The organism is Flavobacterium adhaerens, from assembly GCF_040045115.1.
GTDB lineage: Bacteria > Bacteroidota > Bacteroidia > Flavobacteriales > Flavobacteriaceae > Flavobacterium > Flavobacterium adhaerens.
This window is the reverse complement of the sequence record NZ_JBDLZX010000008.1, coordinates 24,002-45,777: the sequence shown is the minus strand read 5'-3', so window position 1 is coordinate 45,777 and position 21,776 is coordinate 24,002. Positions and strand designations below refer to the sequence as shown.

Genomic DNA, 21,776 nt, shown 5'->3' with positions numbered 1-21,776 from the left:
CTATTATTTTAAGAGGACAAAGATACAATTTTATGAATTGTGAATTAACAATTATCATTTTTGAATTTTCATTGCCAAATATTCAAATTGAGTATAGCAACTACATCCAAAATCTCTTATTTTTGAAAAACAAAAAAGTTTTGCTTTCTTAATGATAATTCCCCTTATGAAAAAAATTACATTCAGTTTTATTCTCTTCTTTTGTTTACAATTTGCGAATGCGCAAACTGGTCATGAAATTAAAATCAATTTAAAAAACTGTAAAGACACCATTGCTTATTTAGCCTATTATCAATTCGATAAAATGTATATTTCGGATACTTGTAAAAAAATCGTCAATGGGAATATTATTTTTACAGGAAAGAAAAAACTAGACAAAGGAGTTTATTTTCTGCTGAGTCAAGAAAAAGGAAATTACTTTGATTTTATTATTGATGAGCAATCTCAAAAACAACAAATTACTTCGGACAAATTAGATTTATTAAAAAATTTAAAAGCTATTAGCTCGAAACAAAATGAAAATTTCTTCGACTATATGCGTTTTGTATCAAGCAAAAACATAGAATTAAATAACTATAAAACATCCATAAGGGCTCAAAAAAAAGTAGATTCTACGACACAAATAGAAATCGAGTCTAAAAAATTGAATGAAGTTATCATTCAAAACGATTTAAAAACAATTGAGCAAAATAAAGGAACTTACCTATCCAGGATGCTCAACTTAAAAACTGAGAAAATGGCAAGTGACATCCCGAAAGCTGCCAATGGAAGACCCGATAGTATTTATGCTTATAACTATTATAAAAACCATTTTTGGGACGGTGTCGATTTTCGAGATGATTCAATGCTGAACAATCCTTTTTTTGCTAATAAAATAAAAAAATATTTCAACAGTGTTGTGGTTCAGCACCCAGATTCTATCTGTGTCGAAATTGACCGAATGATGAGTAAAACAACTCAAGGGAGCAAAATGAATATGCTTTTATTGGTTTATTTTACCAAAACTTATGAAGTTCATAAATTAATGGGGATGGATAAAGTATTTGTTCATTTAGTCGATAATTATTATAAAACTGGCAAAGCCAAAGGAGTTTATGACGATAGTGTAATCAAAATCATAATCAACCGAGGAAATACTTTATCACCGCTACTGTTAGGAAAAACTGCCCCTGAGCTATACATGATCGAAGTAAACGATCAAAATAAAATTGCAAAAATGGGTTTTGACACAGCTAAAACAAGTGAAGAAGTAACCCAAATCTATTACAACAATAAAGCCGAAATAGAAAAAACATACACAAAATTGTCTGACATAAAAGCAGATTATTTAATTCTGCTTTTTTGGGATGTAGATTGTGGTCATTGCCAAAAAGAAGTACCAAAAATCCTTGAAATGTATCATGATTTTCGAAAGGAAAATAAAGATGTAAAAGTTTTTGGAGTTTATACTCAAAACGAATTTGAGAAATATAAAAAATACATTGATGAGAATAAACTAGATTGGATTAATGTTTATGATGGAGTTCACATCAATAATCTAAAAGATAAATACGATGTAGTGACAACACCTGTTATTTACATTTTGGATAAAAACAAAGTCATAAAAGCCAAAGGAATAGGTTCTGAATCGATAAAAAGTATTATTACTCAAATGGAAAAAGAGTATTCTAAAAAATAGTCAGTTTCGCGAAGATTCGCTTTTTTATAGTCTCACAGAAACTATTTAAAAACCCAACCAAAGTATGGCATCGACAAAACCATCACGCCAAAGTTTCTCATTATGTTTTCCGCCTTTTACGATTACTTTTTTGTTGAGATGCAAACAAGAACAACGATTTGTATTGAGTAAAAATTCTACTTTATTTAGATCATTTACCATACTATCATCGTCCCCTTCTGAATCACCGCAAAGGAAATAAATTTTATTTTTTAATTTTTTTGAATTACTGGTCAAAACATTTATTTCATTCCGATTTATCCAAAAAGCAGGAGAAAAAACACCAGCTTTTCCGAAAACATCAGGATATTTCACAACAGCATAATAAGAGGTCAAGCCACCAAGGGAACTTCCCATGATTGTTGTGTTTTTAGCATTAGACTTTGTTCTAATTTTTTTATCAATTTCGGGTTTCAACGTATTTACAATAAACTCGAGATATTTATCAGTATCACCTCCTCCGTATTTTTCATTTTTATAAGGTGTTAACTCGTTTATTCGTTTTTCACCACCATTTTCTATACCCACAACAATCACTGGAGCTCTTAAACTATCTAACTTTTCATCAACATTCCACTCTCCAGCAAATGACGTTTTAGCATCAAATAAATTTTGAGCATCATGCATATAAATTACAGGATATTTTTGAGTCGAAGTTTCATAACCTTTTGGCAAATACAACCATATTTTTCTAGTGGTTTTCAACTGGGGCATATCCATAATAAAAGTAGAAACCTGACCAGAAGCGGTACTCTCCTGAGCAATTGATTTGTTGAAAAAAAACATCAATGGTAATAGAAAAAATATTTTCAAAGCAAATAAATTTAAGTTTTAAAAAAAATGAATATTTTAGCTAAAATTAGCATTTTGATGAATACTCAAGAAGAAAAAATAAAATTATTATCTGAAATGATTGCCTTTTCTTTAGTCGATGGGAGACTACATGAGAGAGAATACCAATTTGTCTGGATAGTGGCGCAAGAACTAGGAATTAGTCGAGAAGAGTTTAATGAATTATTTCGCAAAGAATTACCCAGTGGAGTTGCAAAAACAGAATTTGAGAGGATTCAGCAATTTTATCGTTTAGCATTATTAATGCATTGTGATGGCATTTTACATCCAAAAGAAAAAGAAGCTATTCGTCAAATCGCTATTAATATGGGGCTTAATCCTAGTGCAACAAATCGTATTTTGAAATTAATGGAAAAATCCCCAAATGGAATAATTGACCCAGAAGTTTTATTAAGGCTTTTTCAAGAACAACTTAATTAAATTTTTTCCTGCAAAACTTTAATTTCATCTCGTAATTTTGCCGCTTGCATAAAATCTAAATCTTTAGCTGCTTTTTCCATTGCTTTTCGCTTTTCACGAATGCGTTTCTCAATTTCAGCCTTAGACAAATATTCATTTTCTGGTTCGGCAGCAGTTTCTAAGGTGTGCCCTAATTCATATTCAACCAATTTATTATTGGTAAAAGCACTTTCGATTTTTTTATTTAAAGCTTGAGGAACAATATTATTCTCTGTATTGAAATTAATTTGTTTCGTTCTTCTGTATTCTGTTTCATCAATCGTTTTTTGCATGCTAGCCGTAATTTTATCAGCATACATAATGGCTTTTCCGTTAAGGTTTCTCGCTGCTCGCCCAATGGTTTGGGTCAAGGAACGATGACTTCGTAAGAATCCTTCTTTATCAGCATCCAAAATGGCAACAAGTGAAACTTCGGGCAAGTCCAATCCTTCACGCAGTAAATTAACCCCAATCAAAACATCAAATAGGCCTTTTCGTAGATCTTGCATGATTTCAATTCGCTCCAAAGTATCAACGTCCGAATGAATATAGCGACAACGAACACTTACTTTTGTCAAATATTTGGCTAGTTCTTCCGCCATTCTTTTGGTCAATGTAGTAACCAACACACGTTCATCTAGCTCACATCTTTGTTGAATTTCTTCGATTAGATCGTCAATTTGATTCAAACTGGGTCTTATTTCAATTACAGGATCTACTAAACCTGTTGGTCTAATAATCTGCTCTACATAAATTCCTTCGGATTTCTGTAATTCATAATCAGCTGGAGTTGCCGATACATAAATCACTTGGTTTTGCATTGCTTCAAATTCTTCAAATTTCAGCGGACGATTATCCATAGCTGCTGGTAACCTAAAACCGTATTCAACCAGATTTTCTTTTCGGCTACGATCGCCTCCATACATAGCATGTACTTGCGAAACCGTAACGTGACTCTCATCAACAACCATCAAATAATCCTTTGGAAAATAATCCAACAAACAGAAAGGTCTAGTTCCAGCTTCTCTACCGTCTAGATAACGGGAGTAATTCTCGATACCTGAACAATATCCTAGTTCCCGAATCATTTCCAAATCAAAATTAGTTCGTTCTTCAAGCCTTTTCGCTTCCAAATGTTTTCCTATTTCCTTGAAATAATCTACTTGCTTAACCAAATCTTGTTGGATTTCCCAAATCGCATTTTGCAAAACATCAGGAGATGTAACGAACATATTGGCAGGATAAATCGTTAACTTTTCGTATCGTTCTATTACTTTAGAAGTCTTTACATCAAAACTTTCGATTTCTTCGATTTCGTCGCCAAAAAAATGAATTCTAAAACCATCATCGGCATAACTCGGATAAACCTCAATTGTATCTCCTTTTATTCTAAAATTACCTGGATTAAAATCGGCTTCGGTTCTGGAATACAAACTTTGAACCAGACTGTGTAAAAGTTTGGTTCTTGAAATTACTTGATCTCGCTCTAAGGCAATTACATTTTTTTGAAACTCAACAGGATTTCCAATACCATACAAACAAGAAACGGAAGCGACAACCAAAATATCTCTTCTGCCCGAAAGCAGAGAGGATGTTGTACTCAATCGCATTTTTTCTAATTCGTCATTTATAGATAAATCTTTTTCTATAAAAACTCCTGTGACAGGCATAAAAGCTTCTGGCTGATAATAATCGTAGTAAGAAACAAAGTATTCTACGGCATTATTAGGAAAAAATTGTTTGAATTCTGAATAAAGCTGTGCAGCCAAAGTTTTGTTGTGAGCCAAAACCAAAGTAGGTCTTTGTACTTCCTGAATTACATTGGCCACCGTAAATGTTTTTCCCGATCCCGTTACTCCCAAAAGTGTTTGAAATTGTTCACCCGCTTCGATTCCTTGCGCTAATTTTGCAATGGCTTGTGGCTGATCTCCTTTGGGACTATATTCGGATACGACTTGGAATTTCATTTATTTTTTTGAAAAGTTCGACATCACAAAGTTACAAAGTTTATTTCCAATGACAATTTATATATTGAAACCAGCACCTCTTAAAACAAAAGAGGCTGTCTAAACTTAGACAACCTCTTGAAAATTTAAAAGCAAAAATGATTACAAAATATAATCGGTATTAATAAAATTAGACTCTTTGCTATTCAATAACTCTTGCAAAATTTCATTATTATAAGCATTATCTTTTGAGGCTACAAACGTTCTAATTGAGAATGAACGTAGCGCATCGTGAATACTTAATGTTCCAAAAGCAGAGTCTTTTCTACCTGTAAAAGGAAAAACGTCTGGACCTCTTTGGCAAGAACTATTAAGATTAACTCTACATACCAAATTCACTAAAGTATCGATAAGAGGTGCAATAGTTTTGATATTTTTACCGAACAAACTCACTTGTTGACCATAATTTGATTCAGCCATGTCATTCAAAGGTTCTTGAATATCTTTGAAAGTAAGAACTGGAATTACGGGACCAAATTGCTCTTCATTATATACTCGCATTTCTTTATTGATTGGAAACAACACGGCTGGATAAATAAAATTTTCCGTTTGTTTTCCTCCTTTTGCATTGATAACTTTAGCCCCTTTGCTAGTGGCATCATCAATTAATTCTTTGATGTAAGCTGGTTTTTCAACCTCTGGTAGTGGTGTTAACGAAACACCTTTTTCCCAAGGATTTCCAAAAACAAGGCTATCCACTTTCTCGGTAAAACGTTTATTAAACTCGGCTGCTATATTTTCGTGTACGTAAATAATTTTAAGTGCCGTACAACGTTGCCCGTTGAAAGACAAAGTTCCTGCGATACATTCCTGAATAGCCAAATCCAAATCAGCATCTGGCAAAATAATCGCAGGGTTTTTGGCCTCTAATCCTAAAACCAAACGCAATCTATTTTTATTTGGGTGTTGATCTTGTAAAGCGATAGCCGATTTACTGTTTCCGATTAAAGATAAAATATCAACTTTACCTGATTTCATAATAGGCGAAGCGATTTCTCTACCTCTACCATACACAATACTAATTACGCCTTTTGGGAAACAACTTCTAAAAGCTTCCAATAATGGTGAAATCAATAGAACACCATGTTTTGCAGGTTTAAAAATTACAGGATTTCCCATAATCAAAGCTGGAATAAGCAAAGTAAAAGTTTCGTTCAACGGATAGTTATAAGGGCCTAAACACAAGACAACCCCAATAGGTCCTCTACGAACCATAGCGTTTATTCCTTGCACTTTAGAAAAATAAGCGCTTCGGCTGTGTAACTCTTTATAACTTTCGATAGTATCATTGATATATTCAACAGTTCTATCGAATTCTTTTTCAGAATCCCCAAGAGTTTTTCCTATTTCCCACATCAAAAGTTTAACAACTTCGGCACGAGTTTCTTTCATTTTAACAACAAACTTTTCCATACATCTGATACGGTCAACAACTTTCATGGTAGGCCATAAACCTTGTCCGTTATCAAACGCAGCTCTAGCAGATTCCGCAACTTCTAAAGCTTCAGCTTCTCCCATAAAAGGGATAGAACCTAATAAAGTAGGCTCATACTTATCAGTAGATGAAATTGTAGAATATACTGGTGTTGTTTTTCCAGTCCATTTTCTTAACTCTCCATTTACTAAATAAGTGTCTTGATTAAGTAATGATGCAATTTTAAATTCCTCAGGTATTGTATTCATTATTTTGGTTATTTGATTATTTGCTAATAAATTTAAAAAAAGAGGCTCTAGCCCCTTTTATGTATGATGTTAAACTATTTCACCATCCCATTCCAGAATCCCTCCGAGTAAGTTATAGGCATTCTCAATTCCTAACTCGTTCATGATCTCACATGCTTTTGCACTTCTCATTCCAGAACGGCAATACACATAATAATTTTTATTTTTATCCAATGCTGCAATGGCATCGATAAATTCCTGACCTTTATGAATGTCAATGTTAATTGCCCCTTCGATTATTCCTTGATCGCATTCGTCTTCAGTTCTCACATCCAGCAGTACTGCGTTTTGATCGGTCTCCATTTGAGAAACCCATTCTTCTTGTGTCAAATTCATAATTTATATTTTTATGTAAAAATAAACGATTTTTCTCAAATTACACCCCTTGTTTTTACGAATTAATCAATATTTTAAAGAAAACGTTTTCGTAAAACGAATAACTTTAAATTTTAAAATAGGCTCCAATTCGATTGCTAAAAATCTATTTTTTTACCTAAAGTTCTGTAGTCAAAAAAATCTAAGTCCGTTATAAGAAAGCAAATTTAGTAAAATCAACGATTATTTTTCTGTTGAAAATCTAACAAATTGTGATAAATCTTCAAGCTCGTGATAAAAAACAAAACTCTTTTTTATTTACTAATTTTGTATTCCATTCTAAAGAAATTTCACATGTCTGATGTATTAAAAAAAATATTCCCTACTTTTTCTAACGAATTAATTCAGGATATCAATGCCAACGAAATTGTAAAAGATTTTAAGGCAGGTGAAATCCTTATGCGAACTGGACAATATATTAAGAATACAGCTCTCATTATAAAAGGGACTATCAAAATTTATAGGGAAGATAGTGATGGTGGCGAATTTTTTATGTACTACTTACAACCAGGTCAAGCCTGTGCACTGTCTATGGTTTGTGCTATCAAAAATGAAAAAAGTCAAATAATGGCTAAAGTTGTAGAAGATGCCGAGTTAGTCATGGTACCTTTGGCAATGATGGACAAATGGATGATGCAACATAGAAGTTGGTACGAATTTGTTATTGGCAGTTATCGTAATCGCTTCGAAGAAGTTTTAGAACTTATAGACAATATCGCTTTTAGAGCTTTAGACGAACGTTTAGAATTTTACCTAAAACGCCAAGTCGAGGCTTGTGGTTGCACAGAACTAAAATTATCTCATCAAGAAATAGGTTCTGACTTAAATACCTCTAGAGAAGTAATTTCGAGATTACTCAAAAAAATGGAACAACGCGGATTGGTCAAATTGAATCGCAATCAGATTGAGATTTTAAAACTTTAAAGTGCTTATTTAGGTCTTCAAGTTGTAAATTCATTAACTGCTAGGGGCACCCAACAATCTAAGTGACAAAAGTTACTGTAATCCTGAAAAAGTCTTCCCAACTTTGCTTCAAATAAAAGCAATCATGGAATACTTAGGCTATTTAGCATCAATTATAATTGGACTATCTTTAGGACTTATAGGTGGCGGGGGATCTATACTAACAATTCCTATATTGGTTTATTTATTCAAAATAGATCCAAAACTTGCCACTAGCTATTCCCTATTTATTGTTGGAATCACAGCATTAACAGGATGCTATAGCCACTACAAAATGGGAAATCTTAAAATCAAATCGGCATTGTACTTTGCCATCCCCTCAGTGATTTCTATTTTAATAATCCGAGAAGTCATATTTTTAGAGATTCCAAATTTACTCTTTACCGTAAACGGTTTTGAAGTCACCAAAAATTTTCTGATTATGATAATTTTTGCAATACTAATGATCGCAGCATCCTTTTCGATGTTTAGTAAACAGCTAAATCAAAACCAAACCACAAATACCAATTATGGCCAACTTGCATTTATTGGTGCGATTATAGGAACAATAACAGGCTTTTTGGGAGCAGGTGGCGGATTCTTGATTATTCCAGCTCTTTTATACTTTGCTAATTTACCAATGAAACAAGCCGTTGGAACCTCACTATTAATTATTTTTATTAACTCTGCTATTGGTTTTGTTGGAGATTTGATTATCAAGACTCCTATAGATTACAGCTTTTTGGCAACCATTTCTAGCATAGCTTTTATCGGAATGATTATTGGTACACAACTATCCAAAAAAATTGACGGAAACAAACTCAAACCCATATTTGGAGTTTTTGTACTCGTAATGGGAATTTACATCGTCATCAAAGAAATTTTTATCAAATAAAGAAACTCGTATTCAAAACGATTAAAACAAAACTAACTTTGTAACTCTATTTAAAATTAAAAAGTATGAAAATAGAACAAATATATACCGGATGTCTGGCACAAGGTGCTTACTACATTACTTCTAATGGAGAAGCAGCCATAATTGACCCTCTAAGAGAAACCCAACCTTATCTCGATCGAATTGAGCGTGATGGGGTAAAACTTAAATATATTTTTGAAACTCACTTTCATGCCGATTTTGTATCTGGTCATCTCGATTTAAGCCAAGAAACTGCTGCCAAAATCGTTTATGGACCAACGGCTCAACCCGAATTCGAAGCCATAGTAGCTACCGATAACCAAATATTCGAAATTGGAAACATTAAAATCAAAGTACTACACACTCCTGGCCATACGCTAGAAAGCTCAACCTATTTGTTGATTGATGAACACAATGTAGAACATGCCATTTTCTCAGGCGATACTTTATTTATTGGAGATGTAGGTAGACCCGATCTTGCTCAAAAAGCAGCTTCAATGACCCAAGAGCAATTAGCGGGATTACTTTTCCATTCTCTAAGAAACAAAATAATGACGCTACGCGATGATGTAATCGTATATCCTGCTCATGGTGCAGGTAGTGCTTGCGGAAAAAACATGAGCAAAGAAACCGTTTCGACCATCGGAAATCAAAAAGCGACCAATTATGCATTGAGAGCCAATATGACCGAAGCCGAATTCATATCCGAAGTAACCGATGGCTTACTCCCTCCACCAGCCTATTTCGGAATGAATGTGGCCATGAACAAAAAAGGATATGACAGTTTTCACGAAGTGCTTCAGCACGGAATGCACGCTTTATCTGTATCCGAATTCGAATCTATGGCCGAGGAAACTGGAGCACTCATTTTAGACACTCGAAAAAGTGGAGATTTTGCAAAAGGCTTCATCCCACAGTCTATCAATATTGGCATCGATGGAGATTTTGCTCCTTGGGTAGGCGCTATGATTGCTGATGTAAAGCAACCCATAATCCTAATAACCGAATTGGGCAGAGAGGAAGAAACCGTAACTCGATTGAGTCGTGTAGGTTTTGACAACTTGGTCGGACATCTAGAAGGCGGTTTCGAATCTTGGCAAAAAGCGAACAAAGAAATTGACACCATTGATAGAATTACAGCTCAAGAATTTCAAAATCAATTCAAAATTGGCCAAAGCAAAGTAATCGACATTCGCAAAACCTCCGAATACAGTGCCGAACACGTTTCCGAAGCCTACAACAAGCCACTGGCCGACATCAACAATTGGATCAAAGACATCAATCCGAACGAACCTTTTTTTATGCATTGTGCTGGAGGATATCGCAGTATGATTGCGGCATCCATTTTGCAAGCTAGAGGCTTTCGAAATTTCAAAGAAATTGAAGGCGGATTTGGTGCTATCGCCAAAACAGATGTCCCAAGAACCGATTTTGTGTGCCAAAGCAAATTGTAAAATAATTTGGGCGTGACCCCAATGAGAAATGGGCCTTACCAAGCAAGTAGCTTATACAGTCCCATTTCTCATTGCGGTCGTGCTATCCGCGCTACTCTGGTAGCTTGCTCCTATCACTCACGCAAGATCACGTTTACCATCAAACTTAAGTTTTATTAAAACAATAATACAACCCAAAATGAGTACTTTTCAATCCATCATTCAATCCGAAAAACCAGTTTTGGTAGATTTCTTCGCAACTTGGTGCGGTCCATGTCAAACATTGGCACCTATTTTAAAACAAGTCAAAGACAATTTGGGCGACAAAATTTCAATCCTAAAAATTGATGTTGATAAAAACCAAACACTAGCATCACAATACCAAGTACGCGGTGTACCTACAATGATCCTTTTTCAAAACGGAAAACAAATATGGAGACAATCTGGAGTAATAAATGCCACCGAATTAACTAAAATAATAACGCATTTTTCTTAAGTTTGGCAAAACGTAAAACAACTATTCAAATGCAGTCATCACAAATTATTAAGGTTCTAATTCTTATTTTGCTAATGCAGCAATCCCTTATAGCGCAGGAAACAAAATCAGAAAACCAAAAGTACACCATCGAAAATTGTGTCAATCATTTTGAATTAGAAAAAGCAAAAAAAACAAACGTAGGATACCAATATTGGTTTATTGATAAAAATTTTATCGACGGAAATACTTTAAAAATGAGTATTGTAGATCCTCATAAATCAACTCATCCCCCACACAAACACGTTGAAGAAGAATTCTTTTTTATTCTAGAAGGAACAGCCACTTTTTACTTAGACGGAAAAACCGTAACCGCAGGGTCTTATACCAGTTTTTATTGTCCTTCAAACGCAGAACATGGTATTAGCAACGCTGGAGACACACAATTGAAGTATTTGGTCATGAAAAAATATACAAAAGAATAAGCAATTCGTTCGGTTCAATTTCTAGAACATTCTTAAAGTTATAAAAAAGTTAATTTATAAAAGAGATTCAAAAAAAAAGATAATTTTGGAACTCGTTAAATCAAAAATCAAAAATAATGAAAAACCTAATCACCATCTTAGCAGTAGCCTTATTTTCAGCAGGAATGAATGTGAGTGCTCAAGAAACAAAACCAAAAGAGTCTCCAAAAAAAGAATGCACTGCAAAAGAAAAAAAAGCATGCGACAAATCTAAAAAGTCTTGTTGCACTGCAAAATCAAAAAAGTAACTGTAATGCAATTAATTTATAATGCCCCGAAAGAGTGTCAAAGTAATTTGGCACTCTTTTTTCTTTTAAATCTATTTTAATTTTAAAATAAACTTTCTACTAGAACTAAAACATTAGCCAGCTTTTTTATATTTTTAAACTATAAAACAAACAAATGATTATTATATGAAAAAGAAATTTATCGTTACCGCTGTTCTTTTCGGGACATTTACAGTAGCCAATGCACAAAGTATTGGAGATATTACAAAAGCCACCAATAGTGTAAGTAAAACTGCAAACACAGCATCATCTCAGTTTGATGTAGCAAGTGTAGCCAATCAGGTTATGGGAGTTTTATCTCCAAAATTAAAATTGACCGATGCACAAAAACCAGCAGTTAACTCGTTAGTAAATGACATACTTAAAAAGAAGAAAAGTATTCTGCCTACCAAAACTACCAATAAAGCGAGTTACACTTCACAAATGACAACAAACCGAGAAACATTTATAACTAAAATGAAAAAATTAGTTACTCCATCTCAATTTCAAGCTTTAACACCATTATTGCCAAAATCAGCACAATCGCTAACGCCTTTAGCTCAAATGTTGTTTTAGCATCGTAAATTCAGGATTTCTTAAAGCTTTATATTGGTTTTAAAGAGTACACAAACAACAAAACCGATTACGTCGGTTTTGTTGTATTATTTAAAAAAATTACGAAGTGTCAACAAGATTAAACTATGTTTTTTCTATGGTCAAAAAAACGAATCGGTTTTCTGCTATTGGGATTAAAAATTAGTGGAACCAAAACCTCATTGGTTGTAAATTCTATTTTTGGAGTAACTCTTAATTTAGCTCTAAAGTGGTCCCTCAACTCTTGCAAAAAAGCAGGTGTTTCATTTTGAGTCGCAATTTTTATCAAAATTTCATCCGTCCCTAAATCATTGGTAGAAATTTCGATGATATAATTATCAATGCTTCCAAAATTATTCAATACATCATTCATAGCAGGCGGATACAGTGTAGTTCCTTTATATTTTATCATGTGTTGCTTTCGTCCAATTACAGGGCCCACTCTCAACGTATTTCGTCCGCATGTACAAGAATCCGAATGCAACTTTACGATATCGCCCGTTTTAAAACGGATCAAAGGCATGGCTTCAATTCCCAAAGTAGTAAAAGTTAACTCTCCAGATTCTCCCTTTTGCACCTGCTTATTGTTATCATCTAACACCTCAACTATAATCAGTTCTGGATGATGGTGACCTCCTACTCCTTGATTACATTCGGTAAAAGCCGTACTCATTTCGGTAGAAGCATAAGTAGAAAACAGCTTGATATTCCATTTAGTATTTATTTTTTGAGATAAAGCATTAGGGGTAAAATCCTGATCTCGTATGGGTTCACCTATACAAATTGCTCCTTTTACGCTAGTATTATTAATATCAATTCCATGTTGTTCGGCATACTCAATCATTTTCAACAAAAAAGACGGAACCGTAATCAAATAAGTTGGTTTGTATTTAAGGATTGAATCCCATTGCAATTCCGGAATTCCTGCTCCAACCCGAATAACACCAACATTCATTTTTCTAAGACCTAAAAAATAGGCTAATCCAGCCATAAAACGCCGATCCATTGTAGTCATCAACTGAACAACATCACCTTGTTTTATCCCTGCGCAATCAAATGAAATGGCTTCATTATAAGCTAATCGGTCTAAATCGTTATTGGTTAATCCGAAAGTAACCGGATCTCCCAGTGTACCAGATGTAGTTGCATAATCTATTATTGCGTTTCTGGGAACGCATAAAAAATCATCATTATATTTTTGCAAATCTTCTTTTGAAGTAACAGGCAATAAGGCTAAATCCTCAATTGTTTTGATTTTGGCAATATCAATATCGTGTTTGGCAAACAACGAACGGTAATAAGGTGAATTTAAATTTACATACTGTAATAATTCCGTCAATTTATTTTCCTGAAACAATTTTATTTCAGGTACGGATGCAGTTTCAATCTTCGGAATCATTATTGTTTTCTTTTTATTTTCTTTACATAATTACTAATCTCTTCTTTTTCAGGAAGTGTTGTAATTTCTTTAGACAATGCTTTTTCGAATTGTGCTAGAGCCAAATCGTATTTTTTATTTTGATAAAAGTACAACCCTGCTTTATAATAAACAACCCAAAATTCTGGATTTAGTGATTGATAATACTCTATATATTCCTGTGTCAATTCCTTTTTATTCTCTAAAACCGAATCGACAATTTTGTCTTCAACTCGGAACAATTTATAATTTTGATATTCATTTGATTTCAAAAAAGGGTCAGCTCCGATGATTTTTGTTTTGTCTTCAAAAGAGCCTTCTTTTGCATCCTTCATATCAGCATTAAAAACAGCATTCAAATCATAACAAACAAACTCTCCCAATTGGTATTCACTAGCCGAAACCCAAACCAATCGTTGGGTCGGTTTAAAAACGACTGCGTGATGTGCCAATAGTTGATTTAGAGCTTTCTCGTTACCATAACCCAATGGTTTATTATCAATTCCTTTTCTATTTCTTAGAATATCAACAGCAATTTGAGGTGTAATTTTATCATTTTCTTCCAAAAGTTGAGACATCCTATCAAAGCGATATTGCGAATGACTGTTTTGTATCTGATTCAAATTTCTTCTATTCTTTTTTAAAACCTCGCTTTGAAAATGGTTGGAACAAACCAATTCATTCCCAGTCTCAGCTTCGTAAATGCCCAAATTATCGGGTGCAATTTCAATCAGAATGGCTTTGTTATCCTTGGCGCTTCCTACCATAATTGATTCCGAAACGAATACTTTTCTTTTTTTTGCAATGGCAATAGCTTCGTCAAGAGTGCTTGCATATTGCAAAATCTCTCGGGTTACTATCGAAATTGGTGTTTTGGCCACCAAAGGAATTTTAGATTTACTAGCATTGATTGTAACTGTTAGTCCTTCAAGATTCATCCCGGAACAAACACCTATCATTCCAGGCCAAGCAACTGTCATATACGGAAATCCATCATCGGGTTTTACAAAAGCAACTATTTTTTCTTTGGCAAAATCGTCTCCAGCATAAAAATCAAAGTTTCGGCCTAAAATCAAATTCCCGTCTTCTGATTTTTCATTCCAAACTGCAAATGAGGTACAACCCACCATAGCCAAATCTTGAACAGCGTGCCCAATATCATGAGCACCGTGCAAATACAAACCTCTTGCAAAATTTGGCGCTATATAGCTTAATTCCTTTGAAGCATATTTAGAAAAACCATAAATTTCGCTCTGAAACTCATTATCAACATTGAGATATAGTTTTCGATTATACCATTTTAAAAAACTCAATACTAATTGTTTTTTAAAATTGGAAGGAATTAAAACATCTACTCTATCAAAAAGAGAATGTTCTTGCTTTTTGAATAAGGAATCTGTCAAACTACCTGTAATCAACCCCCTTTCGAGTGGATCTCCCTCTACATAAAGTTCCCAAAAACGGTGGTTATTTTTTTGTAATGAATTATTTCCAAAGTAAAATGTACTATCCGATTTCTTTATAATTTGTGGAATAGTGTTGTTATAAGCACTCAGTTCTGGCTTATGATTCATAGATTTAGATACTCCACACGAAGCAATAAAAAGAGATACAAGAATAAAAAAAATACACCAAATCTGTTTTTTCATTTGCTTAATTGCATAAATTATTAATTCAATAGTACAGTTCAAAATAATATCATCCAACACTAGTATTAATCTTCTCAATCAAATACTCCTTTCCTAAAATCTCAGAGCAGGTCAAAACTGCCCCGATAGTAACTCCTAAAACGCCATGCATATTTACACTTTGCCCGGTTACATATAAATTATCCAACTTTGTTTTGGTTGGTATAAAGGTTTTCAACGGGTTGGCTGCGTCTTTATTATAGCCATACATATTACCATTTTTTCCTCCAATATAGTCCCGATACGACAAAGGTGTAGAGGTATAAATAGAGGCTATACAAGCACGAATTCCAGGAAATTTGATTTCTATTTCCTCTAAAAAACGATTTGTCTTTCGTTCTTTAAATGCTTCATAACTTTCACCTCTATCCTTTTCATTTGTAACAGTATTAAAAGTTTCAGTCCAAGTCTCTACTTCGGAAAACTTCATGTAAGTTAAAAAAGTCATTCCTTCAGCCCAAATACTTTGCTTTTTAGAAACATTCATAGAGGCCATATATGCTTTTGGCCAATTTTCTTCGGTATAATCCTGAGCTTGCCAAACATCGTTAGTATTTTTAAAATGATAATAATTTGTGTTAAAATACTTAAATGTTTGCGGTTTAAAGACAATATACAAACTAAAAGCGGAAATACTTTCCTCTAAACTCGAAATTCTGTTTACAAAAGCTTTTTTGAAACTATTTTCTCCCACCAATTTTAAAGTTGCCTTAAGGTCAATATTCGAAATAAAAGTCTTGGCAGAAACTTCTGTTCCATCTTTCATAATAGCATTTGTAATCGAATTGTTTTCGGAAACTAATTGAGTAACTTCTTTGTATTTAAAAAATTCCCCTCCATGACTTTTTAACTGTTTGAGCAACTGTTTTGTGATTTGACTACCGCCATTTACACAACGCCAAGCGCTTTGCATATAGGTATTGACAGTCAATGCATGTACATAAAACGGAGATTTATCCCCATTTCCAGCATACAAAAAATTACTTCCGGCCAATACTGCTCTCAACAATTCATTGTCGGTCAATGTTTCAATATAATCCTTTGCATTTATTGATAAAATATCGGTGTCGTATTCGCCTTTGCTTCTCAAATTATAAAGCGGAAAAGAGTTACAAGTAGTCACTATTGCATCACAATAATTTTGAATTGCCTCTTTTTCGTCTGGAAAAAAATACGATAATTTTTTTACAAAATTATCATATCCTTGTGCATGAGGAAATTCTACTGAAACATCACCAAAAGAAATCATGTCATGTCCATCTACATCTAATCTTTTCAGATTTAAATCATCCATTATACCGATATATTTGAAATATCGGTATAAATTTTGCCCCTCGGCTAATCCTCCGATGTAATGAATTCCGGTATCAAAAATGATTTTGTCTCGAACAAATGTTTGCAAATTTCCTCCAAACTGATTGTTTTTTTCCAAAACGCAAACGCTATATCCTTCTTTGGCCAAAATGACTGCCGAAACTAGACCGCCCAAACCGCTCCCGATTATTACAAAATCATACTGTTTTTTCATAGCATTCTTTTTTTGCAATAATCATATTTTCAATTTCGAATTCGATTTCAAAACCAAATGAAAGAACGGTTTCTTTTAATTTGTCATTCTTCAAAAGAATTATCGTAGAAGCCAATTTGCAAACGGTTTCCCATGGGTAAGAATCGTCTTGACTTGAAACTAATACTACATCGTACTTTTTAGCCTCAAGTATTTCGTATTGAGAATAGTAACTAATTATCCTTTTGCTAACCAAATAATTCCTTTCGGCTACAGCTTTATTGTTTTCAGAAATAATTACCGAATCAATTTTTCTTTGAGCTTCTTGCAATGCCAGTAAAACATCTAATTGTCCCAAATCATCAGCAAAATGCAAAATTTTAGCTTTTGGAGCAATCCATTTATTGAGCTCATAATAAAGTCCTAAATTCGTCTCAAGATCAATCTTCACAGCATTAACAACTTCAGATTCTTTGAAAGCAAAACTCTTTAGCAATTTGCTCTTAAAATAATCAACACCTTCTAATTCCGAACGCAACTTTTTATAGTGTTGCTTGTAAAAACTGCTAATTTTTTTAGTTCTTTCGGCTACGTTCTCACCAAATTTTGGATCTTTATAAGCAATTCTATCCATAATTGTCACTGTAGTCAAACTATCATCAATTATAAAATCGCCTTTGGGTAACGATTCTGAAAAACCGTGAATCACAATCGGAACAATATCCAATTGAAATTGTTCGGCCAAATAAAATGCTCCCTTATGAAAACGCTTTAGAACATTATCCTCAGAACGTGTTCCTTCAGGAAAAACCACTATAGAATATCCTTCCTGTACCTTGGCACGCAAATGCTCGATTCCGTTATCAACTCCGCTCGACACAGGATAAAATCCTGCCAAACGAACCCCTCTGCCAAAAATTGGCGAATTGTAAACCCAGTCACTTACTAAGAAAATGATTTTTGGACTTAACATTCCCAAACCTAAAATGTCCAGAAATGAACTGTGATTGGCAATAATTATAGCTGGTTTATCAAAGTTTTCGTTAAATTGATTTACCACTTTTTTCTTTATCATCGGGCAAAAGGTCAGTACAGATCCCATGAATTTTGACATCACAAAATGAAAAGCCTTTAGCTTCATTTTCATTGGAAATGGCAAAATTTTGATACAAATTGATCCTATTAGCGAAATAACGATGCAACCAACTCCGAAATAAGCAAAAGATAAACTCGATAAAATTAAATTCAGAATTCCGAAAGGCTCTTTCCTCTTATTGACCCTATTGGTAACAAAAAAATGAAAAACCAAAGGTTGAATAACAAATGAAATAAATAGTGCCGAAAAGATTCCGATGATAGCTATAAATGAAATCGATTTTAAAGCTGGATGCTTAGCAAAAATAAGAACTCCAATTCCCAAAATGGTTGTCGCAACCGAAAGAATAATTGAGGTTCTGTAACTAGGCAATTCAGCTTTCCCAAAAGTAAATTCCTTTTGTAAAGCAGATGTCATAAAAATACTGTAATCTACACCAATCCCAAATATCAATGTACAAACAATGATATTGACCACATTGAATTCTAAACCAAACATTCCCATTAGTCCGCTTGTAAAAATCCAACTGATAATTATTGGAATAATCGTTATGATGACCAATTCTATTTTTCTAAAAGCAAAAACCAAAACTAAAAAAACAGCTATGAAAGAATAATTCACTAAATCGCTAAAATTCTTTTTTAAAGCTCCTAAAAAAGTCTCATTGATTTGTTGTCTATCAATTACAACCAAATGATCTTGAGTCTTTATTTGATTTACAAAAGAATCTCTATTGGCATTTGAAACTTTGACCAATGTTGATATGGTAAAAAAACCATTCTTTTGAGCGATAAACTCGTCTATATACAATGCTTTTACTTGGAAATATTCGGAAATTGCAATTGGTTGAAAACGCTTTTCCAGCAATTCATAAAAACCTAAAAAAGCATCAGACTTAAATCCATACTGATTTCCTTCGTTTATTAAAGATTGTTTAAGATTTCCTTTTTTCTGAGCATCCCAAAAATCCTCCCACTCTTTTATTTTTTGCTGTTGCCCTTGAATTGAGAAGACAATACCGCCTACCGAACTGAAATTTAAAATTTCATTATCTGATTTTCTTTTTTCTAAAGTTTTAAAAAGATCATTATTATTTGCAATAACTTCTTCATAACTATTGCCGTAGGTAGCCAGATAAATCGACTTTGAGTCATTGGTTTTAGAAAGTTGTTCCAATTGCTTCTCAGCCATTTTTAACTTTGGCGTCATAAAATTTAAATCCGAGAGGTCGTTATTGAAAGTAACTTTAGAATAAGTAAAAAGAGAGACGCCTAACAACACCACAACCAAACCTACCAAAAACTTATTTTTATGATACGAATAAGCACCTAACCTATCAATAACATTGGGGTTTGGGAGTACCATTTTTCCATTATATCGATACAAAACTGGTATTAATACCAATGAAAAAAAAGTGGTGGCAATGACACTTAGACTAGCAAAAATCCCCAAATCTTTTAATGCCTCAGATTGGATAAAAAACAAACATAAAAAGGAAATAGAAGTGGTAATTCCGCACAATAAAAGTGGCCGGGTTATGTCTTTGTAAAGCGATTTTATGCTTCTATTGTTTCTTAAATGTGTCAGAACATAAACCGAATAATCTGTTGTTTCTCCTAATAAAATAGAACTAATTCCTAACGAAATTGCCGAAATACTTCCTTTGTATAAATACAAAACCGCTAAAGCAAATAAAGCTCCTAGAATAGACGGAATAAAGATAATTATTGGCGTTGTAATATTTCTATAAAAATAGGCTAATATTAGAATCAAAGTTACTGCAGCAAAAATTGAAGTGATTTGCACATCCGATTTTATTTGTGTGGCATTGGCAACGGCTACTGGTGTTGCTCCAAAATAAGTCATTTCTGCTTTTCCTTTGAAAACAGTATTCAGATGAGTTCTTATTTTCTCCAAATTAGTGATGAAAACAGTATTCTTATCGGTTTCATTTGTGGCTAATTTTGGCGTTATAAAAAGCAATACATTTTTTTGATCATTCGTAACAACAAAACCATTACTGAGGGCAAAATTGTCTCCTACGCTCAATTGTTGCATTTTCTTTAATGCTATAAATGAAATTCCGAGCGGATCGTTCAAAATAAAATCTTTAGAAACGAGTCCAGCAGGAGAAATTATCGATTTATAATCTGCTTCAATAATTTTGGCAATGCTGTCTTTTTGTAATTTACTTTGAATCTGTTTATAATCATTTTGATCTAAAAACAACGGCAAATTAGCATAAACAAAATCAAAGGTTTCTTGAAGATTCTCTTCTTCAAACTTCCCTTGAATTTTAGAAACAAATGGTTTACAACTGGAATTCAAACTATCGAGAAAAGCAGTTGCATACTCCGTTAAATCATCTTTGGTTCCGTTTCCTTTTTGAGTAATAATGATCGTGATTTTGTCAGCAAAATTGAGTTGTTCCAAGGTTTGAGTCGTCAAACCTGATTGTTCACTAGAAGGTATTAATTGATTGATATTTTCCTGAAAAGTGATTCGAGATGCCAAAAAAACTAAAATCAAAATCAAAGCCAAAGATATTCCCATAGAAAGGAATTTTCTCGTCGTTAGAAAATTGTATAAAGAGAAAAGTATCTTTTGCATATCATTATTTTTTATTTTTAAAATTAGATGCCATACTTAACAGCAAATAACTTGTAAGCCCAAATAGGACAGCCATAAAAATCGCTAAAATAAAACTTCCAACAAGATATTGAGTAATGTTTTTTTGAACATCCTCAAAAGTCATATTCATATTGAGCAGTAAAGGTTTCTCACTTACTATAAAATAGCTCCCAATTTGCAGCGAACTGTAGATAATAAATGGAATAAACGGCGGGAAACTAATATTAGAAAAAGCAAACGCAATGGCTTTATTTAGCTTCAATAAAACCGACAATGACAATACCAAAACCGTTTGAAAACCCCAAAAAGGGCAAATTCCGATAAAAACACCTAAAGCAATAGAATACGCTTTTGTGGCATTAGAATCGTTGCTCTCTAATATGTTTTCTAAAAAAAAACGCTTAAGTCCTTTTTTTTTTATTTTCAAAAAAAAATCTCTTGGCTTTATATAAACCAAAGCAATGATTACTAAAACAGTGTTTAGAATACTTATTCTGGTAAAATCTCTAAAAGGTCTAAAATGCGAAACACGTTCTTTTGGGTCGTACAAAACCTGAATTGGAATATTGATTACTGGAATTCCTTTCCAAGCGGAACGAACAATTACCTCAATTTCGAACTCAAATTTTCTGGTAAAATATTGATTTGGTATTTTTTGTAAAGGATACATTCTAAAACCAGATTGAGTATCCTGAAGTTTATTGCCAGTTTCGAACCAAAACCAAAAATTGGAGAATTTATTTCCGAAACTACTTTTTTTAGGAACATTTTCCTGAACCATATTACGGCTACCAATCAGTAAAGTCTCAGGATTTTTTTCCATTTCAGCCATGAAATTCGGAATATCGGAGGCAAAATGTTGTCCATCCGAATCTATAGTAATGGCATAATCATACTGTAATTCTAATGCCTTTTTAAAACCATTACGAAGAGCCATGCCCTTTCCTGAATTTTTAGGGTGTAGTATCTGAATCAAATGAGAATATGCTTCAAGAATCTGAAAGGTATTATCTGTCGAACCATCATTCACAATAATAACATCAGTCGTGTACTCCAAAACAGAATCGATTACCCGTTTTAGTGTCTTATGATTGTTATAGGTTGGAATAATTATACAAACTTTTGATGGTTCTGTTTGTGTTGTTTCAGAAAAACTTGTAGTCATTGTATTCAATTC

The 21,776-nt window shown here is 33.3% G+C and carries 18 protein-coding genes; 9 read left to right on the top strand and 9 right to left on the bottom strand.

The features are described 5' to 3' along the window. The first annotated feature begins 166 nt into the window (after window positions 1–166). Window positions 167–1,678, top strand: a complete 1,512-nt coding sequence (locus ABEB18_RS12140; RefSeq protein ID WP_348799571.1) for a redoxin domain-containing protein — start codon at window positions 167–169, stop codon at window positions 1,676–1,678. A 45-nt stretch (window positions 1,679–1,723) separates the two neighbouring features. Here ABEB18_RS12140 and ABEB18_RS12135 read toward each other — a convergent pair whose 3' ends face one another. Then, window positions 1,724–2,530 carry an alpha/beta hydrolase gene (locus tag ABEB18_RS12135; RefSeq protein ID WP_438861446.1) on the bottom strand — a complete coding sequence of 269 codons (807 nt, stop codon included), beginning with the start codon at window positions 2,528–2,530 and terminating at the stop codon, window positions 1,724–1,726. Between the two features lie 27 nt (window positions 2,531–2,557). On the opposite strand from ABEB18_RS12135, the gene ABEB18_RS12130 reads away from it, so the two are divergent. Beyond that, a complete protein-coding gene (locus ABEB18_RS12130) occupies window positions 2,558–2,989 on the top strand; it encodes a TerB family tellurite resistance protein (protein ID WP_348799570.1) in 432 nt (143 codons plus the stop codon). Here the strand turns inward: ABEB18_RS12130 and uvrB are convergent. From uvrB to ABEB18_RS12115, 3 genes are all read right to left on the bottom strand, one after another. Beyond that, window positions 2,986–4,974 carry an excinuclease ABC subunit UvrB gene (gene uvrB, locus ABEB18_RS12125; RefSeq protein WP_348799569.1) on the bottom strand — a complete coding sequence of 663 codons (1,989 nt, stop codon included), beginning with the start codon at window positions 4,972–4,974 and terminating at the stop codon, window positions 2,986–2,988. The genes ABEB18_RS12130 and uvrB overlap by 4 nt on opposite strands. Window positions 4,975–5,115: 141 nt before the next feature. Continuing rightward, window positions 5,116–6,696, bottom strand: a complete 1,581-nt coding sequence (locus ABEB18_RS12120) for an NADP-dependent glyceraldehyde-3-phosphate dehydrogenase (protein WP_348799568.1) — start codon at window positions 6,694–6,696, stop codon at window positions 5,116–5,118. Window positions 6,697–6,765: 69 nt separating this feature from the next. Then, window positions 6,766–7,071 carry a rhodanese-like domain-containing protein gene (locus ABEB18_RS12115; RefSeq protein ID WP_348799567.1) on the bottom strand — a complete coding sequence of 102 codons (306 nt, stop codon included), beginning with the start codon at window positions 7,069–7,071 and terminating at the stop codon, window positions 6,766–6,768. A gap of 333 nt (window positions 7,072–7,404) precedes the next feature. Between ABEB18_RS12115 and ABEB18_RS12110 the strand changes: the two genes are divergently transcribed. The 7 genes from ABEB18_RS12110 (at window position 7,405) to ABEB18_RS12080 (ending at window position 12,242) form a co-directional block, all read left to right on the top strand. Beyond that, window positions 7,405–8,034, top strand: coding sequence for a Crp/Fnr family transcriptional regulator (locus tag ABEB18_RS12110; protein WP_348799566.1), 630 nt, complete (start codon window positions 7,405–7,407; stop codon window positions 8,032–8,034). Window positions 8,035–8,158: 124 nt separating this feature from the next. Continuing rightward, window positions 8,159–8,947 carry a sulfite exporter TauE/SafE family protein gene (locus ABEB18_RS12105; protein WP_348799565.1) on the top strand — a complete coding sequence of 263 codons (789 nt, stop codon included), beginning with the start codon at window positions 8,159–8,161 and terminating at the stop codon, window positions 8,945–8,947. A gap of 65 nt (window positions 8,948–9,012) precedes the next feature. Further along, on the top strand, window positions 9,013–10,422 hold the full coding sequence (locus ABEB18_RS12100) for an MBL fold metallo-hydrolase (RefSeq protein ID WP_348799564.1): 1,410 nt from the start codon (window positions 9,013–9,015) through the stop codon (window positions 10,420–10,422). 178 nt (window positions 10,423–10,600) lie between these two features. Beyond that, complete coding sequence (gene trxA, locus ABEB18_RS12095) at window positions 10,601–10,897, top strand: thioredoxin (protein ID WP_348799563.1); 297 nt, start codon at window positions 10,601–10,603, stop codon at window positions 10,895–10,897. 29 nt (window positions 10,898–10,926) lie between these two features. Further along, complete coding sequence (locus tag ABEB18_RS12090; RefSeq protein ID WP_348799562.1) at window positions 10,927–11,361, top strand: cupin domain-containing protein; 435 nt, start codon at window positions 10,927–10,929, stop codon at window positions 11,359–11,361. 116 nt (window positions 11,362–11,477) lie between these two features. Then, on the top strand, window positions 11,478–11,648 hold the full coding sequence (locus ABEB18_RS12085; protein WP_348799561.1) for a hypothetical protein: 171 nt from the start codon (window positions 11,478–11,480) through the stop codon (window positions 11,646–11,648). A 165-nt stretch (window positions 11,649–11,813) separates the two neighbouring features. Then, on the top strand, window positions 11,814–12,242 hold the full coding sequence (locus ABEB18_RS12080) for a hypothetical protein (protein WP_348799560.1): 429 nt from the start codon (window positions 11,814–11,816) through the stop codon (window positions 12,240–12,242). A gap of 118 nt (window positions 12,243–12,360) precedes the next feature. Here the strand turns inward: ABEB18_RS12080 and flxY are convergent, their stop codons facing one another. From flxY to ABEB18_RS12055, 5 genes are all read right to left on the bottom strand, one after another. Beyond that, entirely contained in the window at window positions 12,361–13,659 is a 1,299-nt protein-coding gene (gene flxY, locus ABEB18_RS12075) for a flexirubin biosynthesis putative acyl-CoA ligase FlxY (RefSeq protein ID WP_348799559.1), read from the bottom strand. After that, window positions 13,659–15,251 (bottom strand): C45 family autoproteolytic acyltransferase/hydrolase, encoded by a 1,593-nt coding sequence (locus ABEB18_RS12070; protein ID WP_348799558.1) that lies wholly within the window; start codon window positions 15,249–15,251, stop codon window positions 13,659–13,661. The genes flxY and ABEB18_RS12070 overlap by 1 nt, the downstream gene beginning before the upstream one ends. Before the next feature lie 124 nt (window positions 15,252–15,375). Continuing rightward, window positions 15,376–16,893 (bottom strand): phytoene desaturase family protein, encoded by a 1,518-nt coding sequence (locus tag ABEB18_RS12065; protein WP_348799557.1) that lies wholly within the window; start codon window positions 16,891–16,893, stop codon window positions 15,376–15,378. Continuing rightward, on the bottom strand, window positions 16,877–20,578 hold the full coding sequence (locus ABEB18_RS12060; RefSeq protein WP_348799556.1) for an MMPL family transporter: 3,702 nt from the start codon (window positions 20,576–20,578) through the stop codon (window positions 16,877–16,879). Before ABEB18_RS12060 ends, ABEB18_RS12065 begins: the two co-directional genes overlap by 17 nt. 4 nt (window positions 20,579–20,582) lie before the next feature. Further along, the gene (locus tag ABEB18_RS12055) at window positions 20,583–21,764 is read right to left on the bottom strand and encodes a DUF2062 domain-containing protein (protein ID WP_348799555.1); all 1,182 of its coding nucleotides are present in this window, start codon (window positions 21,762–21,764) and stop codon (window positions 20,583–20,585) included. Between the last annotated feature and the right edge of the window lie 12 nt (window positions 21,765–21,776).

Bases quoted from the DNA above. Each gene is read 5' to 3' on its own strand.
- ABEB18_RS12140 (WP_348799571.1), top strand. From the start codon at position 167: ATGAAAAAAATTACATTCAGTTTTATTCTCTTCTTTTGTTTACAATTT.
- ABEB18_RS12130 (WP_348799570.1), top strand. From the start codon at position 2,558: ATGAATATTTTAGCTAAAATTAGCATTTTGATGAATACTCAAGAAGAA.
- uvrB (WP_348799569.1), bottom strand. From the start codon at position 4,974: ATGAAATTCCAAGTCGTATCCGAATATAGTCCCAAAGGAGATCAGCCA.
- ABEB18_RS12120 (WP_348799568.1), bottom strand. From the start codon at position 6,696: ATGAATACAATACCTGAGGAATTTAAAATTGCATCATTACTTAATCAA.
- ABEB18_RS12115 (WP_348799567.1), bottom strand. From the start codon at position 7,071: ATGAATTTGACACAAGAAGAATGGGTTTCTCAAATGGAGACCGATCAA.
- ABEB18_RS12110 (WP_348799566.1), top strand. From the start codon at position 7,405: ATGTCTGATGTATTAAAAAAAATATTCCCTACTTTTTCTAACGAATTA.
- ABEB18_RS12105 (WP_348799565.1), top strand. From the start codon at position 8,159: ATGGAATACTTAGGCTATTTAGCATCAATTATAATTGGACTATCTTTA.
- ABEB18_RS12100 (WP_348799564.1), top strand. From the start codon at position 9,013: ATGAAAATAGAACAAATATATACCGGATGTCTGGCACAAGGTGCTTAC.
- trxA (WP_348799563.1), top strand. From the start codon at position 10,601: ATGAGTACTTTTCAATCCATCATTCAATCCGAAAAACCAGTTTTGGTA.
- ABEB18_RS12090 (WP_348799562.1), top strand. From the start codon at position 10,927: ATGCAGTCATCACAAATTATTAAGGTTCTAATTCTTATTTTGCTAATG.
- ABEB18_RS12085 (WP_348799561.1), top strand. From the start codon at position 11,478: ATGAAAAACCTAATCACCATCTTAGCAGTAGCCTTATTTTCAGCAGGA.
- ABEB18_RS12080 (WP_348799560.1), top strand. From the start codon at position 11,814: ATGAAAAAGAAATTTATCGTTACCGCTGTTCTTTTCGGGACATTTACA.
- flxY (WP_348799559.1), bottom strand. From the start codon at position 13,659: ATGATTCCGAAGATTGAAACTGCATCCGTACCTGAAATAAAATTGTTT.
- ABEB18_RS12070 (WP_348799558.1), bottom strand. From the start codon at position 15,251: ATGAATCATAAGCCAGAACTGAGTGCTTATAACAACACTATTCCACAA.
- ABEB18_RS12065 (WP_348799557.1), bottom strand. From the start codon at position 16,893: ATGAAAAAACAGTATGATTTTGTAATAATCGGGAGCGGTTTGGGCGGT.
- ABEB18_RS12060 (WP_348799556.1), bottom strand. From the start codon at position 20,578: ATGCAAAAGATACTTTTCTCTTTATACAATTTTCTAACGACGAGAAAA.
- ABEB18_RS12055 (WP_348799555.1), bottom strand. From the start codon at position 21,764: ATGACTACAAGTTTTTCTGAAACAACACAAACAGAACCATCAAAAGTT.